This is a genomic window from Kosakonia quasisacchari, from assembly GCF_004331415.1.
Lineage (GTDB): Bacteria > Pseudomonadota > Gammaproteobacteria > Enterobacterales > Enterobacteriaceae > Kosakonia > Kosakonia quasisacchari.
In genome coordinates, this window is record NZ_SJOP01000024.1 from 20,431 (window position 1) to 36,803 (window position 16,373).

General features: G+C 55.0%; 14 protein-coding genes. 10 read left to right on the top strand and 4 right to left on the bottom strand.

Annotated elements, in window-relative coordinates:
- Positions 1-129: 129 nt before the first annotated feature.
- Entirely contained in the window at positions 130-2,562 is a 2,433-nt protein-coding gene (locus E0L21_RS20835; protein WP_131412862.1) for a bifunctional aspartate kinase/homoserine dehydrogenase II, read from the bottom strand.
- 2 nt (positions 2,563-2,564) lie between these two features.
- The gene (metB, locus tag E0L21_RS20840) at positions 2,565-3,725 is read right to left on the bottom strand and encodes a cystathionine gamma-synthase (protein ID WP_131412864.1); all 1,161 of its coding nucleotides are present in this window, start codon (positions 3,723-3,725) and stop codon (positions 2,565-2,567) included.
- A 262-nt stretch (positions 3,726-3,987) separates the two neighbouring features.
- Between metB and metJ the strand changes: the two genes are divergently transcribed.
- Positions 3,988-4,305 (top strand): met regulon transcriptional regulator MetJ, encoded by a 318-nt coding sequence (gene metJ / locus E0L21_RS20845; protein ID WP_007369220.1) that lies wholly within the window; start codon positions 3,988-3,990, stop codon positions 4,303-4,305.
- 303 nt (positions 4,306-4,608) lie between these two features.
- Here the strand turns inward: metJ and rpmE are convergent, their stop codons facing one another.
- Positions 4,609-4,821, bottom strand: coding sequence for a 50S ribosomal protein L31 (gene rpmE, locus E0L21_RS20850; protein WP_131412866.1), 213 nt, complete (start codon positions 4,819-4,821; stop codon positions 4,609-4,611).
- Between the two features lie 207 nt (positions 4,822-5,028).
- Between rpmE and priA the strand changes: the two genes are divergently transcribed.
- The 7 genes from priA to rraA all read left to right on the top strand — a co-directional run bounded on the left by priA (position 5,029) and on the right by rraA (position 13,023).
- Positions 5,029-7,221, top strand: a complete 2,193-nt coding sequence (gene priA / locus E0L21_RS20855; RefSeq protein ID WP_131412957.1) for a primosomal protein N' — start codon at positions 5,029-5,031, stop codon at positions 7,219-7,221.
- Positions 7,222-7,345: 124 nt separating this feature from the next.
- Entirely contained in the window at positions 7,346-8,371 is a 1,026-nt protein-coding gene (gene cytR / locus E0L21_RS20860) for a DNA-binding transcriptional regulator CytR (RefSeq protein ID WP_131412868.1), read from the top strand.
- A 94-nt stretch (positions 8,372-8,465) separates the two neighbouring features.
- The gene (ftsN, locus tag E0L21_RS20865; protein ID WP_131412869.1) at positions 8,466-9,485 is read left to right on the top strand and encodes a cell division protein FtsN; all 1,020 of its coding nucleotides are present in this window, start codon (positions 8,466-8,468) and stop codon (positions 9,483-9,485) included.
- 92 nt (positions 9,486-9,577) lie between these two features.
- Entirely contained in the window at positions 9,578-10,108 is a 531-nt protein-coding gene (gene hslV / locus E0L21_RS20870) for an ATP-dependent protease subunit HslV (protein ID WP_020455959.1), read from the top strand.
- Between the two features lie 9 nt (positions 10,109-10,117).
- Positions 10,118-11,449 carry an HslU--HslV peptidase ATPase subunit gene (gene hslU, locus E0L21_RS20875; protein WP_131412871.1) on the top strand — a complete coding sequence of 444 codons (1,332 nt, stop codon included), beginning with the start codon at positions 10,118-10,120 and terminating at the stop codon, positions 11,447-11,449.
- Between the two features lie 66 nt (positions 11,450-11,515).
- Complete coding sequence (menA, locus tag E0L21_RS20880) at positions 11,516-12,445, top strand: 1,4-dihydroxy-2-naphthoate polyprenyltransferase (RefSeq protein WP_131412873.1); 930 nt, start codon at positions 11,516-11,518, stop codon at positions 12,443-12,445.
- A gap of 92 nt (positions 12,446-12,537) precedes the next feature.
- Complete coding sequence (rraA, locus tag E0L21_RS20885) at positions 12,538-13,023, top strand: ribonuclease E activity regulator RraA (RefSeq protein ID WP_020455956.1); 486 nt, start codon at positions 12,538-12,540, stop codon at positions 13,021-13,023.
- A 193-nt stretch (positions 13,024-13,216) separates the two neighbouring features.
- Here the strand turns inward: rraA and zapB are convergent, their stop codons facing one another.
- The gene (gene zapB, locus E0L21_RS20890) at positions 13,217-13,462 is read right to left on the bottom strand and encodes a septal ring assembly protein ZapB (protein WP_131412875.1); all 246 of its coding nucleotides are present in this window, start codon (positions 13,460-13,462) and stop codon (positions 13,217-13,219) included.
- 494 nt (positions 13,463-13,956) lie between these two features.
- On the opposite strand from zapB, the gene E0L21_RS20895 reads away from it, so the two are divergent.
- Together E0L21_RS20895 and glpK are read left to right on the top strand one after the other, a co-directional pair.
- On the top strand, positions 13,957-14,805 hold the full coding sequence (locus E0L21_RS20895) for an MIP/aquaporin family protein (RefSeq protein WP_131412877.1): 849 nt from the start codon (positions 13,957-13,959) through the stop codon (positions 14,803-14,805).
- Between the two features lie 21 nt (positions 14,806-14,826).
- The gene (gene glpK, locus E0L21_RS20900; RefSeq protein ID WP_131412879.1) at positions 14,827-16,335 is read left to right on the top strand and encodes a glycerol kinase GlpK; all 1,509 of its coding nucleotides are present in this window, start codon (positions 14,827-14,829) and stop codon (positions 16,333-16,335) included.
- Positions 16,336-16,373 lie beyond the last annotated feature (38 nt).

Sequence of the window (16,373 nt, forward strand, 5' to 3'; positions counted from 1 at the left end):
CGGAAAACGATCGGGGCGTCAACAGGAAAATCACCATTCTGTGTGAGGAATGTTCAGCGAAGATGAAAAAAGTTCATGATGCAGTAGAAGCATCCTCTCCCTGTTCAGAGAGAGGATAAGAGAAAGGGACTACAGTAACTGTGCGAGGCGATTGATATCCGACTGGATAGCACCGGCGGTCACATCACGACCCGCACCCGGCCCGCGGATCACCAGCGGGTTATCGCGGTACCAGCGGCTTTCAATGGCGAAGACATTATCCCCCGGTAAAACCGCCGCCAGCGGGTGTTCCGCCCGAACGGCCTCAACGCCGACGCGCGCTTTACCGTTGGCATCGAAACGAGCCACATAACGCAGCACCAGCCCCATTTCACGGGCAGCTTCCAGGCGTTGCACCATCTGGTCATTCAGCTCGTCACCGTTTTCAAAGAAGTGATCGACCGATCCCTCTTCGCAACCCGCAGGTACTAAAGACTCCACGCGCACCTGGTCTGGTTCGATATCGTAACCCGCCTCGCGGGCGAGGATCACCAGCTTGCGCATCACATCTTTGCCGGAAAGATCAACGCGTGGATCCGGCTCGGTCAACCCTTGCTGCCAGGCCTGATCCACTAAATCGGTAAACGGCACGGAACCGTCGAATTGCAGGAACAGCCAGGAGAGCGTACCGGAGAAAATCCCGCTGATCGCCAGAATCGCATCACCGCTTTCACGCAGGTCGCGCACGGTATGATTCACCGGCAGACCTGCACCAACAGTCGCGTTATACAACCAGCGGCGTCCGGTTTTTTCGAACGCATCGTGGATCTGACGATACTTATCGGTCGTGCTGGCTCCGGCCAGTTTGTTGGCGCTGATCACATGGAAGCCGTGGCTGGCGAAATCCAGATACTGCTCCGCTAGCTGCGAGCTTGCGGTAACGTCCAGCACCACCAGATCGTCGTACGGATGGGCGCGCATCCACAAAAACAGCGACTCCTCATCCTGCTCTACTGCTTCATCGTTAAAGAACGCCAGCGCGCGGCTGGCATCCAGTCCGTCATAACTCAGCAAACTGCGGCGGCTATCCACCACGCCCGCCAGCACAAATTCAAAACCGGTACGCGCCGACAACGCGCTCTGCTCGCGCGAGAACAACTCCAGCCAGCGGGAACCAATATTGCCTTTGCCAAACAGCACCAGACCAATGCGTTTTTCTGCGCGGAACAGCGATTGATGCAGCCCCTGAATCAGGCTTTCCGTTGGGCCAACGCGCAGAACGGCAACCAGGCTAATGCCTTCGTCAGATTGCCAGATAAACTCCACCGGCTGGCCTTTAAGCTGCTGCCAGAAACGGTGACTGTGCAACGGGTTACGACACACGCCCGCTCCCACCATTGCTACCAGCGCCAGCCCCTGGCGCAAACGCAATTCACCCGGCAAACCGGCTTCATCAAGCAGTTTAAAGACGCTATCGACAACTTCTGAGGTGTAGCACAGTTGCAATAAGTTGCGGTCAGCATGGGCGCCAACCGCCAGTGGGCGCACCTGCGCGCGCTTAAGAATCAGATCAATCTCTTTGTGCGCCAGCTTAAAGTCCTGCCCGGACGGCACCAGAAATTCAATCAGGCAAACGTCATCATGGCTGGTGACAATCCGCGCCCCGGTGCCGGAAGCCAGCACACGTTCAATGCGTGTCGACCCCTGTTCCGGGTTGTAACTACAGCGCAATTGCAGATCGATATTACTGCCGGAGACGGGCTGCAATGTACGCGCATGCAACACCGGTGCCGCCAGACGCGCCAGCTCGCTGGCTTCATCAAGGCGTAGCAGCGGCAGCAGACAAGCATCTTTGACTTTACGCGGGTCCGCGCTGTAAACGCCCGCCACATCACTCCAGATGGTTACGCGGGAGACATCGCCCAGCGCGCCTATTTGCGTTGCCGAGTAATCCGAGCCGTTACGCCCCAACAGCACGGTTTCGCCAGCTTCGTTGCGGCTGATAAAGCCGGTCACGACGATACGTTTACCCGGATACTGCGCCAGTTGTTGTTGCAGCAGAGGATAAGACGCGCCTTCATTCACCTGCGGTTGCGCCGAGCGTTCTGCACGCAGGAAATCGCGGGCATCCAGCCAAGCGGCATCCAGACCCTGCTGATTCAGCAAGGCAGACATTAAACGCGCCGACCAGATTTCACCATGGCCGACCACTTCGGCGTAAACCGCGTCGGTGATGCCGCCATCCAGCAGCACCGCGAGGTGTTCAAGATCGTGAATAAACTCGCTGGTCAGACCGTCGGCAATCGCTGCGGGCAACAGCCCGTTGATTAAATCAGTCTGGTAACGACGCAGCGATTGTTGAACCTGATGCGCAGAAAGCCTGTCAGTCTGGCTCAACTTCAGCCAGCTGATCAGCTGGTTGGTGGTGCTGCCTGCGGCCGAGACAACCATCATGTCGCCCGGTTGTGAATACTCCGCCATGATCCCTGCGACGCGCAGGTAACATTTCACATCCGCCAGACTACTCCCACCAAATTTGTGCAGCTGACGAGCCTTCGTCCCTGCCTGCGCAATCACACTCATGTTTACCCCTCAGCTGCGACCCGGAAGCCATTTTCCAGATCGGCAATTAGATCTTCACTGTCTTCAATACCGGCTGAGATACGCAATAGCGTCTCAGAAATTCCCGCTGCGGCGCGCGCTTCGGGCGCCATGCCTGCGTGAGTCATTGTCGCGGCGTGGGAGATTAAGCTTTCAACCCCGCCTAATGATTCCGCCAGCGTAAACAACGATAGACCACTTAAGAAACGACGCAGCGTTTGTTCGTCGCCATCCAGCTCAAAACTTAACATTGCGCCAAAGCCTTTTTGTTGACGCGCAGCAATCTCATGCCCCTGATTATGCGGCAGAGATGGGTGGTACAGCTTTTTCACCAACGGCTGTTTTTGCAGGAAATCGACAATCGCTTGTGCGTTACGCTGCGCCACTTCCATGCGCGGCGACAACGTACGCAGACCACGCAACAGCAGATAACTGTCGAAGGCGCTGCCGGTGACGCCAATATTATTCGCCCACCATGCCAGTTCGGTGACAGTAGCCTCATCTTTCGCAATCACCACGCCCGCTACCACATCGGAATGGCCGTTGAGGTATTTGGTGCAGGAGTGCAGCACCAAATCCGCGCCCAGCGCTAACGGGTTCTGCAATGCCGGGCTCAGGAACGTGTTATCCACCACGCTGATTGCGCCAGCTTCACGCGCAAGCTGGCAGATTTTCGCGATATCCACCACGCGCAACAACGGGTTGCTTGGGCTTTCGACCAGCACCAGCTTCGGTTGTTCCGCTAACGCCGCTTTCAATGCCTGCTCATCGCCCTGGTCAACAAATTTCACCCGGTAGCAACCGCGTTTCGCCAGGCTATCGAACAGGCGATAGCTGCCGCCATAGCAGTCGTGCGGTGCTACCAGCAGGTCGCCAGGTTTGAGAAACACGGTCGTCACCAGGTGAATCGCCGACATGCCGGTATTGGTCAATACCGCGCCCGCACCACCTTCCAGTTCCGCCAACGCGCGCTGAACCACATCACGCGTTGGATTGCCGCGACGCGAGTAGTCATGCGCGCGAGGTTCGTTAAAGCCGGTGAAATTATAGGTACTGGAGAGATGAATCGGCGGGACAACGCAACCGTACTGCTCGTCATCGTTCAATCCGCTACGCACTGCGATGGTGGCCTGTTTACGCGTCATGGTGAAGGCTTCCTGGCTTAATGGATGAAAAGTCTCACGACAGAGTAAACACTGCGGCAATAGACGTCAATACATCTGGACATCTAAACTTCTTTGCGTATAGATTGAGCAAAAGCGCAATAGCCGTTAAAATTATACGCTTTAGTACCGGTAGCGGAGCGATACACCGTGTCACCATGGTGACTCTACGGTAAACTACGCGGAATTACGGCCCGGCGGTGCCCGGGTTTAGACTAATGACTGAGAGGATTAAAGGTATCTCATGGCTGAATGGAGCGGCGAATATATCAGCCCATACGCTGAGCACGGCAAGAAGAGTGAACAAGTAAAAAAAATTACGGTTTCCATTCCTCTTAAGGTGTTAAAAATCCTCACCGATGAACGTACCCGTCGTCAGGTGAACAACTTGCGTCACGCCACCAACAGCGAGCTGCTGTGTGAAGCGTTTTTGCATGCGTTTACCGGTCAACCCTTGCCGAACGATGAAGACCTGCGCAAAGAGCGCAGCGACGAAATCCCGGAAGAGGCGAAAGTGATTATGCGTGAACTGGGCATCGACCCGGATACGTGGGAATACTGATCGCAACAAAAAGGGCGGAAGATATCTTCCGCCCTTTTTGTTTATCTCATCGGCTCGCTCAGAAGCGCGTGACTTCCGGGTGCACTTCCGCCAGTGAGAGCAGGTAAGACATAAATACGTTTTTCACAGCCGTTAGCAAATCGCTCATTTCTTTCGCTCAGGTTCACAGGAGTGGATGGCGAAAAGAATATGCGCGTTTTTTAGTCAGAGCAATATTTTTGTGATATTCATCACAAAAATTCACCCTTTCGGCAAAACGCAGAGACAAAAAAAGCGCCTTTCGGCGCTTTTTTCTTTGGCAACTTATTTGCTGCCCGGGATGCTGAAGCGTTTGTTGAAACGGTCAACACGGCCACCAGTTGCAACATCACGCTGCTTGCCGGTGAAGAACGGGTGGCATTGACCACACACGTCCAGGTTCAGATCGCGACCCAGAGTTGAGTGGGTTTTGATTACGTTACCGCAAGAGCAAGTTGCAGTAATCGCTACATAATTCGGGTGAATACCTTTTTTCATGGGAAACCTCAGTTTAAGGCCGCGTCGCTCTTCCAGCCCTAACGCCAGACACCACGCGAGTTAATATGTAAGTGTATCTTTGGCACGTTCAAAACGCATCAAAGGCGGCGAATCATACAGAAATTAGCCAGCACATGCAAACTGATCCGCTCGCCCGTAGCAACAATGTGTATACTATCCCGCCAGTTTTCAAGTCAGGATGATGAGATGCCCGTCGCCCGCGTTGCGCTATCTGTACCTTTGCCCCGCACGTTCGATTACCTGTTGCCGGATGAGATGTCCGCGCGCGCGGGCTGTCGCGTGCGTGTGCCGTTTGGTAACCAGCATCGCATCGGCATTGTGATGGCAGTGGGCGACGAAAGCGAGTTGCCGCTGGCCGATCTCAAAAGCGTGGAAGAGGTGCTCGACAGCGAACCGGTTTTTTCCCCGGCGGTCTGGCGGCTATTGCTCTGGGCGGCGGAGTATTACCACCATCCGATCGGTGATGTGTTGTTCAACGCCCTTCCCGTTCTGCTGCGCCAGACTAAACCCGCCAGCGCGGAGTTTCAGGGCTACTGGTTCGCCACCGAGCAGGGCCAGGCAATGGACATCAACCGCGTAAAGTCAGCTAAGCAGCAGCAAGCACTCTCGGCGCTGCGTAAAGGCAAAATCTGGCAGCATCAACTGGCAGCGCTGGATCTGAAAAGCGTTACCCTGCAAGCGTTGCGCGCCAAAGGGCTGGCGGAGATGAACAGCGAAACGCCAACCTTTAACGACTGGCGCACAACATTTTCCGTTAGCGGTGACCGGTTGCGTCTGAACACAGAGCAAGCCACTGCGGTCGGCGCTATCCACAGCGCAGCGGATCGCTTTTCCGCCTGGTTGCTGGCAGGCGTGACCGGCTCCGGCAAAACAGAAGTCTATTTAAGCGTGCTGGAAAACGTGCTGGCGCAGGGAAAGCAGGCGCTGGTGATGGTGCCGGAAATTGGTCTGACACCGCAAACCATTGCCCGCTTTCGCGAGCGTTTTAATGCGCCGGTCGAGGTGCTGCACTCGGGGCTGAATGACAGCGAGCGCCTGATAACATGGCAAAAAGCAAAGAACGGCGAAGCGGCGATTGTGATCGGCACGCGCTCATCGCTGTTTACCCCGTTTAAGAACCTTGGCGTGATTGTCATCGACGAAGAGCACGACAGCTCCTATAAACAGCAGGAAGGCTGGCGTTATCACGCCCGCGATCTGGCGGTTTATCGCGCTCACAGTGAGCAGATCCCGATTATTCTTGGTTCGGCGACACCCGCGCTGGAAACCCTGCATAACGTGCGGTCGCGCAAATATCACCTGCTGCGCCTGACCCGTCGCGCAGGCCACGCGCGCCCGGCAATGCAACATGTTCTGGATCTGAAAGGCCAGCCGTTACAGGCCGGTCTGGCTCCGGCGCTGATCAACCGTATGCGCCAGCATCTGCAAGCAGGAAACCAGGTTATTTTGTTCCTTAACCGCCGCGGTTTTTCGCCTGCCTTGCTGTGTCATGACTGTGGCTGGATAGCGGAATGCCCGCGCTGTGATCACTATTACACCTTCCATCAGGCGCAGCAGCATCTACGCTGTCACCACTGTGACAGCCAGCGCCCGGTACCGCGCCAGTGTCCGTCCTGCGGTTCTACACATTTATTGCCCGTTGGTCTTGGCACCGAACAGTTGGAACACGCGTTGACGCCGATGTTTCCCGGTGTGCCGCTATCACGTATTGATCGCGACACCACCAGCCGCAAAGGCGCGCTGGAGCAGCATCTTGCAGAAGTGCATCGTGGCGGTGCGCGCATTCTGATTGGCACACAAATGCTGGCAAAAGGCCACCACTTCCCGGATGTTACGCTGGTTGCGCTGCTGGATGTCGACGGCGCGTTGTTCTCGGCAGATTTCCGTGCTGCTGAGCGTTTCGCCCAGCTTTATACCCAAGTTTCCGGTCGTGCCGGGCGCGCAGGCAAACAGGGTGAAGTGGTACTGCAAACGCACCACCCGGAACATCCGCTTCTGCAAACGCTGCTGCATAAAGGTTATGACACCTTCGCGGAACAGGCGCTGGCGGAGCGGCAAACCATGCAATTGCCGCCGTGGACCAGCCATGTGTTGATCCGCGCTGAAGATCAGAACAACCAGCACGCGCCGCTGTTTCTACAACAGCTTAAAAATCTGCTGCAAGCCAGCCCACTGGCAGACAACCAGCTATGGGTTTTAGGCCCGGTTCCGGCGCTGGCGGCCAAACGCGCCGGGCGCTACCGCTGGCAGTTGCTGCTACAACACCCTTCCCGTATTCGCCTGCAGCATATCGTCACCGGCGCGCTGGCCCTGATTAACACCCTGCCGGACGCGCGGCGAGTGAAATGGGTGCTGGATGTCGACCCGATTGAAAGTTAAGGCTGCGAGCCGGCATATAAAATTCAACTTTCATCACACTTTTCATGAAAATTCTGTAACCGGTGCGCTTAACTATCTGATAAAAATGTGACAACGCCTGCGCCGTGCATGCGAGGAGAACAAGGTGAAACCCAAAAATCAGGTTGCGGCAGCGACCATGAAAGATGTTGCCATGAAAGCAAAGGTTTCGACGGCAACCGTGTCACGTGCATTAATGAACCCGGAAAAAGTGTCACAGGCTACCCGCAATCGGGTGGAACAAGCGGCAATGGAAGTGGGTTATTTGCCTCAGTCGATGGGACGCAACGTCAAACGCAATGAATCGCGCACTCTGCTGGTAATTGTGCCGGATATTTGCGATCCCTTTTTCAGCGAGATTATTCGCGGCATTGAAGTGACTGCCGCGGAACACGGCTATCTGGTGCTGATTGGCGACTGCGCCCATCAAAATCAGCAGGAAAAAACCTTTATCGACCTGATTATCACCAAGCAAATCGATGGCATGCTGCTGCTCGGCTCGCGTTTGCCGTTTGACGCCAGCATTGAAGAGCAACGCAATTTACCGCCAATGGTGATGGCTAATGAATTCGCACCGGAGCTGGAATTGCCGACGGTGCATATCGATAACCTGACCGCTGCATTTAACGCCGTCAACTTTTTGCAGGAACAAGGGCACCAGCGGATCGGTTGTATCGCCGGTCCGGAAGAGATGCCGCTGTGCCATTACCGCTTGCAGGGGTATGTGCAGGCGTTGCGCCGTTCTGGTGTGACCGTTGATCCGCATTACATCACGCGTGGCGATTTCACGTTTGAGGCAGGCGCACGGGCGTTGGATCAATTGTTGATGCTACCGAGGCCACCGACTGCCGTGTTCTGCCATAGCGATGTGATGGCGCTCGGCGCGCTGTCGCAAGCTAAACGCCGGGGTTTGAAAGTACCGGACGACTTGTCGATCATCGGCTTTGATAACATTTCACTGGCTGAATTCTGCGACCCGCCGCTGACCACCGTTTCGCAACCGCGTTATGAAATTGGTCGCGAAGCCATGTTATTACTGCTGGAGCAGTTGCAGGGGCATAGCGTAAACAGCGGTTCACGCTTGTTGGACTGTGAATTAATCCTGCGCGGTAGCACCCGGGCGCTGAAGTAAAGCCGCGGGCTTTCAGACGCCCTCTTCTGGTCAAAACCCCGTCGCTTAAGTAACATGGCGGGCTGATAAACGAAATAAATACAGCGAAACGATAGTGGCACAACGAGATTATGTACGCCGCAGCCAGTCGGCCCCTGCGCGGCGAAAGACGAGTAACTCAAGGAAAAAACAGCGCAGCAAGTCTGCGGTCTCTCCAGCTATGGTCGCCATTGCGGCCGCCGTGCTGGTCGCCTTTATCGGTGGTTTGTACTTTATTACGCACCACAAAAAAGAAGAATCCGAGTCACTGCAAAACCAGAAAATGACCGGCAACGGCCTGCCACCGAAACCAGAAGAGCGCTGGCGCTACATTAAAGAGCTGGAAAGCCGCCAGCCTGGCGTACGTGCGCCAACCGAGCCAACGGCCGGTGGTGAAGTGCAAAAACCGGAGCAACTGACCGATGAGCAGCGTCAATTGTTAGCGCAAATGCAAGCTGACATGCGCCAGCAACCGACACAGCTCAACGAAGTGCCGTGGAACGAACAGACGCCGGAGCAGCGCCAGCAAACACTGCAACGCCAGCGCCAGGCGCAGCAGCAAGTGCAGATGCAACAGCAACAGCAGTGGACGCAGTCGCAGCCTGTACAGGCACAGCCGCCGCGCACGCAGCCGCGCGTGACGGAACAACCGGTGCAGCAGGCGCGTACCACGCAAACAACGCCGCCGCCGCGCCAGACGCAACCCACTACGCAGCAAAAACCGGCGGCCACCTCGCAACCGTATCAGGATCTGCTGCAAACGCCGCCGCATACCGCCGCAACGCCGCCGAAAACGCAACAAGCCGCGCCGGTAACGCGTGAAGTGGAAGCACCAAAAGCGCAACCGCAAACGGCAGAGAAGAAAGACGATCGCCGCTGGCTTATCCAGTGCGGTTCGTTTAAAGGCCAGGATCAGGCAGAAACGGTACGCGCACAGTTGGCATTCGAAGGTTTCGACTCACGTATTACCAGCAACAATGGCTGGAATCGCGTGGTGATGGGCCCAGTGAAAGGCAAAGAGAGCGCCGATGCCACCATTAGCCGCCTGAAAATGGCTGGTCACGCAAACTGCATCCGTCTCGCCGCCGGGGGTTGAAACCCCTAAAACACCCCCCATTTATAATTGCATTCTGCCCCGTACACCGTGCGGGGCGCTGTATTGTGCATTTGTAACCAAGGGGTCTGCTCGTGACAACAATCGTAAGCGTACGCCGTAACGGCCATGTCGTTATCGCTGGTGATGGCCAGGCCACACTGGGCAACACCGTAATGAAAGGCAACGTGAAAAAAGTTCGCCGCCTGTATAACGACAAAGTCATTGCAGGCTTTGCCGGCGGCACGGCCGACGCCTTCACTCTGTTTGAATTATTCGAACGTAAACTGGAAATGCACCAGGGTCATCTGGTGAAAGCGGCTGTCGAGCTGGCAAAGGACTGGCGCACCGATCGCATGCTGCGCAAGCTGGAAGCACTGTTGGCGGTTGCCGACGAAACCGCGTCGCTGATCATCACCGGTAACGGCGATGTGATCCAGCCGGAAAATGACCTGATCGCCATCGGTTCCGGCGGGCCATACGCCCAGGCCGCTGCCCGCGCGTTGCTGGAGAACACCGAGCTTGGCGCACGCGAAATTGCTGAGAAGGCGTTGGGGATTGCAGGCGATATCTGTATCTACACCAACCACTTCCATACCATCGAAGAATTAGCCTATAAAGCGTAAGGATCTCCCATGTCTGAAATGACCCCACGCGAAATTGTCAGCGAACTGGACAAACACATTATCGGCCAGGACGCGGCAAAACGTTCTGTGGCGATTGCCCTGCGTAACCGCTGGCGCCGCATGCAGCTTGATGAAGAGTTGCGCCATGAAGTTACGCCGAAAAACATTCTGATGATCGGGCCAACCGGCGTCGGTAAAACCGAAATTGCCCGCCGTCTGGCAAAACTGGCCAACGCGCCGTTTATCAAAGTTGAAGCGACCAAGTTCACCGAAGTCGGCTACGTTGGGAAAGAAGTGGATTCTATCATCCGCGATCTGACCGATGCGGCAGTGAAAATGGTGCGCAGTCAGTCGATCGAGAAAAACCGTTACCGCGCGGAAGAGATGGCGGAAGAGCGTATTCTCGACGTATTGATCCCACCGGCGAAAAACAACTGGGGTCAGCCGGAACAAGCCGCTGAGCCTTCCGCTGCGCGCCAATCTTTCCGCAAAAAACTGCGTGAAGGACAGCTCGACGACAAAGAGATTGAAATTGATCTCGCTGCCGCGCCGATGGGTGTAGAAATTATGGCGCCTCCGGGCATGGAAGAGATGACCAATCAGCTCCAGTCCATGTTCCAGAACCTGGGCGGCCAGAAGCAAAAGCCGCGTAAGCTGAAAATCAAAGACGCAATGAAGCTGCTGATTGAAGAAGAAGCGGCGAAGTTGGTGAACCCGGAAGAGCTGAAACAGGAAGCTATCGAAGCCGTTGAGCAGCACGGGATCGTGTTTATCGACGAGATCGACAAAATCTGTAAACGCGGCAACACTTCTGGTCCTGATGTTTCTCGCGAAGGCGTGCAGCGCGATCTGCTGCCGCTGGTGGAAGGCTGTACCGTGTCGACCAAACACGGGATGGTGAAAACCGATCACGTTCTGTTTATTGCTTCTGGTGCGTTCCAGATTGCCAGCCCGTCGGATTTGATCCCGGAACTGCAAGGCCGTTTGCCAATCCGTGTTGAGTTGAAAGCGCTAACCACGCAAGATTTCGAACGCATCCTGACCGAGCCAAACGCGTCTATCACCGTACAGTACAAAGCGCTGATGGCGACCGAAGGCGTAAATATTGATTTCACCGACGACGGCATCAAACGCATTGCTCAAGCCGCATGGCAGGTGAACGAAACCACGGAGAACATCGGTGCGCGTCGTTTGCATACTGTGCTGGAACGTCTGATGGAAGATATCTCTTATGACGCCAGCGATCTGGGCGGTGAGACGATTATCATTGATGCAGACTATGTGAGTAAGCATCTTGATGCTTTAGTGGCAGATGAAGATCTGAGCCGTTTTATCTTATAATCCCGGTCACAACGTTTTCATCACACTCGATGGGGGCTTATGCCCCCATTTTTGTTGGCTGACCTTATGAACGAAACGCAATCTCTGAGTCTCACCCAGGCATGGCTGGAAAGCCTGCGACCGAAAACATTACCGCTGGCTTTCGCCGCGATTGTCGTTGGCACAGTGCTGGCCTGGTGGCAGGGCTACTTTGATCCGCTGGTGGCGGTGCTCGCGCTTATCACCGCAGGATTGCTGCAAATCCTCTCCAACCTCGCCAATGATTACGGCGATGCGGTCAAAGGCAGCGATAAACCGGATCGCATTGGTCCGTTGCGCGGCATGCAGAAAGGGGCGATTTCCCTTGCGCAGATGAAGCGCGCGCTGATGATTGTCATCGTGCTGAGCTGTATCTCCGGGCTGCTGCTGGTAACCGCGGCGACACAAACAATGGCGGATTTCATCGGCTTCCTTGCGCTCGGCGGGCTGTCGATTATTGCCGCCATCACTTACACCATCGGCAAACGTCCGTATGGTTATCTTGGTCTTGGCGATATCTCCGTGCTGATTTTCTTCGGCTGGATAAGTGTAATGGGCAGTTGGTATTTGCAGACACATATGCTGATCCCGGCCGTCATTTTACCCGCGACCGCCTGTGGCCTGCTGGCGACGGCAGTATTGAATATCAATAATCTGCGCGATATCGAAAGCGACCGCGAAAACGGCAAAAATACGCTGGTCGTGCGATTAGGGCCGATTAATGCACGCCGTTACCACGCCGGTCTGCTGGTTGGCGCGCTGTTATGCCTTGCGCTGTTTAACCTGTTTTCGCTGCAAAGCCTGTGGGGCTGGCTGTTTGTGCTGGCTGCGCCGCTGCTTATCAAACAGGCACGCTTTGTGCTGCGCGAGCTTGACCCGCGCGCCATGCCGCCGATGCTGGAACGCACGGTAAAAGGTGCACTGTTAACTAATCTATTGTTTGTATTAGGAATAATCATCAGTCAAACGCATTTTTAACTGATAAATGTCAACGAACAATTGATGATTTTGCCAACAGCGCGTGATGCGCGATATACTGACGGTTCTCGCAGCAACTGAACGCTAATCCTATGAAATACGATACTTCTGAGCTTTGTGATATTTACCAGGAAGAGATCAACGTCGTGGAACCGCTGTTCTCCAATTTTGGCGGACGGTCGTCGTTTGGCGGACAAATCATCACGGTAAAATGTTTCGAGGATAACGGGTTGCTGTACGATCTGCTCGAACAAAACGGCCGTGGTCGCGTCCTGCTGGTCGACGGCGGTGGTTCAATGCGTCGTGCGTTAATCGACGCGGATCTCGCCCGCACTGCGGTGCAAAACGAGTGGGAAGGGATTGTGGTCTATGGCTCAGTACGCCAGGTAGACGACCTGGAAGAGCTGGATATTGGTATTCAGGCGATTGCCGCCATTCCGGTTGGCGCAGCGGGCGAAGGCATCGGCGAAAGCGACGTGCGCGTCAATTTCGGCGGTGTGACCTTTTTCTCCGGCGACCATCTTTATGCCGATAGCACCGGCATTATCCTTTCCGAAGATCCCCTCGATATCGAGTAAACAAAAGGGCACCGTCAGGTGCCCTTCTTCTTTTTGCCGGATGGCGCTTCGCTTATCCGACATCGTAGTACTTTCCCTAAAGATTTCGCACTGTAGCAAGGCCTAAGCCCGTTTCCCCGGCAGCATCGATAACGTTATTACCGGGGTGAATACAAGCAACCAATGCCGCAGCTACGCGAAAGATAAAGCGTAATCAGACTTCTTCCATACGCCCCAGCAGAGCCTGCAAGCGCTCCTGCCAGCCGTGTTGCTGCTCTCTCAGTTGGTGATTTTCACGCTCCAGCTCTTCACGGCTATGTTGAGCAGACTGTACTTCCTGCGCCAGGCTATTGTTTTTCTCTTTCAGCTCTTCGATTTCCATCTGCAGCAGCGTGATGGTATCAATCGCCTGCTGCACCTTCGCTTCCAGTTTTTCAAACACTTCTAATGACATTGTCATACCTCTCCTGAGTTGCAAGGCGTTGATGGATATACACTTGATTCTTCGTGTTGCAGGTGCGTCACCGCTTTCTTGCAACCCGAATGATTCGTGTCTTTAAAAATCCCCGTCCCGAAAATCGGCGACGCCTTATGATATTGAGCGGATCTCGCTTGTCCCCGATTGTATGAAGCCCACCAGCCCCTGTCCAGCGCGGAGCCGCGCTGTTTGCGCTTTGCAACACTTTTAGTCCTCATCCTGGTGCAACGCGCGCGTCTACCACTAAATTGTTAAGGCCTGGGTTACAAAAATGATTCAGCTCACATTTCGCTATGGTGCAAAAACGCGCTTCAGCGCTCGAAAACGCTCATTTTATTGACGCAGTACACACATTTTAATTTCGATATTTCTCGTTTTTGCTCGTTAACGATAAATTAACACTATGTCTACACGACATCATGGGGGAGCGATCGCCCGTGCTAACAATAACCATTACTCTTTTGCAGGATCCGATTATGAGTCAGACATCAACCTTAAAAGGCCAGTGCATCGCCGAGTTTCTCGGCACCGGGTTGTTGATTTTCTTCGGTGTAGGGTGCGTGGCAGCGTTGAAAGTGGCTGGCGCCACCTTCGGCCAGTGGGAAATCAGTATCATCTGGGGTTTGGGCGTGGCAATGGCCATTTACCTGACCGCAGGGGTTTCCGGCGCACATCTGAACCCGGCTGTGACTATTGCATTATGGCTCTTCGCTAGTTTTGACGGGCGCAAAGTTGTTCCCTTCATCATTTCTCAGTTTGCCGGCGCGTTTTGCGCGGCTGCACTTGTTTACGGGCTTTACTACAATCTTTTCCTCGATTTCGAACAAACGCACAATATGGTGCGCGGCAGTGTTGAAAGTCTTGATCTGGCGGGTATTTTCTCTACTTACCCGAACCCGCACATCAACTTTGTGCAGGCCTTCGCCGTTGAGATGGTCATTACCGCAGTGCTGATGGGCGTCATCATGGCGTTAGGTGATGATGGCAACGGGATTCCGCGTGGCCCGCTGGCACCCTTGCTGATCGGCCTGCTGATTGCCGTTATTGGCGCATCAATGGGTCCATTAACCGGATTTGCCATGAACCCGGCGCGTGACCTTGGCCCGAAAACGTTCGCCTGGCTTGCCGGCTGGGGCAACGTTGCCTTTACCGGTGGCAAAGATATTCCCTACTTCCTCGTCCCGCTGTTCGGGCCGATCGTAGGCGCGGCGCTCGGCGCATTCGGTTATCGTAAACTGATTGGCCGCCATCTGCCGTCTGGAACCAGTGAGGCGGCGAAAGAAGAAGGTACTGCCTCCACGACTCAACAAAAAGCTTCGCTGTAATGTGACTACGGGAACATAACCATGACTGACAAAAAATATATCGTTGCGCTCGACCAGGGCACTACCAGCTCCCGCGCCGTCGTGATGGATCATGACGCCAACATCATCAGCGTCTCTCAGCGCGAGTTTGAACAAATTTATCCGAAGCCAGGCTGGGTTGAGCACGACCCGATGGAGATCTGGGCCTCGCAGAGTTCAACGCTGGTAGAAGTGTTAGCGAAAGCGGATATCAATTCCGACGAAATCGCTGCTATCGGCATCACTAACCAGCGTGAAACCGCTATCGTCTGGGAACGTGAAACCGGCAAGCCGATTTACAACGCTATCGTCTGGCAGTGTCGCCGCACCGCCGATATTTGCGAAAAACTGAAACGCGATGGCATGGAAGAGTATGTACGCAACACCACCGGCCTGGTGGTTGACCCGTACTTCTCCGGCACCAAAGTGAAATGGATCCTCGACCACGTAGAAGGCTCTCGCGAACGTGCGAAACGTGGCGAACTGCTGTTCGGTACCGTTGATACCTGGCTTATCTGGAAAATGACCCAGGGCCGCGTACACGTGACGGATTACACCAACGCCTCGCGTACCATGCTGTTCAATATCCACGAGCTGGACTGGGACGACAAAATGCTGGAAGCGCTGGATATCCCGCGCGCCATGCTGCCGGAAGTGCGTAAATCTTCTGAAGTTTACGGCCAGACCAACATTGGTGGTAAAGGCGGTACACGTATTCCTATCGCCGGTATCGCTGGCGACCAGCAAGCGGCGCTGTTTGGCCAACTGTGTGTGAAAGAAGGGATGGCGAAAAACACCTACGGAACCGGCTGCTTTATGCTGATGAACACCGGCGAAAAAGCGGTGAAATCAGAGCATGGTCTGTTAACTACCATCGGTTGCGGCCCGAAAGGTGAAGTGAACTATGCACTGGAAGGTGCGGTGTTTATGGCAGGCGCATCCATTCAGTGGCTGCGCGACGAGATGAAGCTTATCAGTGATGCATTTGACTCTGAATACTTCGCCACCAAAGTGAAAGATACCAACGGTGTGTACGTGGTCCCGGCCTTTACCGGCCTGGGCGCGCCGTACTGGGACCCGTATGCACGCGGTGCTATTTTCGGTCTGACCCGTGGCGTCAACTCGAACCACATCATCCGCGCTACGCTTGAATCTATCGCCTACCAGACGCGCGACGTGCTGGAAGCGATGCAGGCGGATTCCGGCATTCGTTTACATGCTCTGCGCGTGGATGGCGGCGCAGTTGCCAACAACTTCCTGATGCAGTTCCAGTCTGACATTCTCGGCACCCGCGTAGAACGTCCGGAAGTGCGTGAAGTCACGGCGCTGGGCGCAGCGTACCTCGCTGGTCTTGCGGTTGGCTTCTGGCAGAACCTGGATGAACTGCAGGAAAAAGCGGTTATCGAACGCGAATTCCGTCCGGGGATCGAAACCACCGAGCGTAACGTCCGCTACAACGGCTGGAAAAAAGCGGTGAAACGCGCGCTGGCGTGGGAAGATCACGACGAGTAATTTGCCTCAACTTTGCCCTCTCTCTTCGGGGAGAGGGC

Bases quoted from the DNA above. Each gene is read 5' to 3' on its own strand.
- E0L21_RS20835 (WP_131412862.1), bottom strand. From the start codon at position 2,562: ATGAGTGTGATTGCGCAGGCAGGGACGAAGGCTCGTCAGCTGCACAAA.
- metB (WP_131412864.1), bottom strand. From the start codon at position 3,725: ATGACGCGTAAACAGGCCACCATCGCAGTGCGTAGCGGATTGAACGAT.
- metJ (WP_007369220.1), top strand. From the start codon at position 3,988: ATGGCTGAATGGAGCGGCGAATATATCAGCCCATACGCTGAGCACGGC.
- rpmE (WP_131412866.1), bottom strand. From the start codon at position 4,821: ATGAAAAAAGGTATTCACCCGAATTATGTAGCGATTACTGCAACTTGC.
- priA (WP_131412957.1), top strand. From the start codon at position 5,029: ATGCCCGTCGCCCGCGTTGCGCTATCTGTACCTTTGCCCCGCACGTTC.
- hslU (WP_131412871.1), top strand. From the start codon at position 10,118: ATGTCTGAAATGACCCCACGCGAAATTGTCAGCGAACTGGACAAACAC.
- menA (WP_131412873.1), top strand. From the start codon at position 11,516: ATGAACGAAACGCAATCTCTGAGTCTCACCCAGGCATGGCTGGAAAGC.
- rraA (WP_020455956.1), top strand. From the start codon at position 12,538: ATGAAATACGATACTTCTGAGCTTTGTGATATTTACCAGGAAGAGATC.
- zapB (WP_131412875.1), bottom strand. From the start codon at position 13,462: ATGACAATGTCATTAGAAGTGTTTGAAAAACTGGAAGCGAAGGTGCAG.
- E0L21_RS20895 (WP_131412877.1), top strand. From the start codon at position 13,957: ATGAGTCAGACATCAACCTTAAAAGGCCAGTGCATCGCCGAGTTTCTC.
- glpK (WP_131412879.1), top strand. From the start codon at position 14,827: ATGACTGACAAAAAATATATCGTTGCGCTCGACCAGGGCACTACCAGC.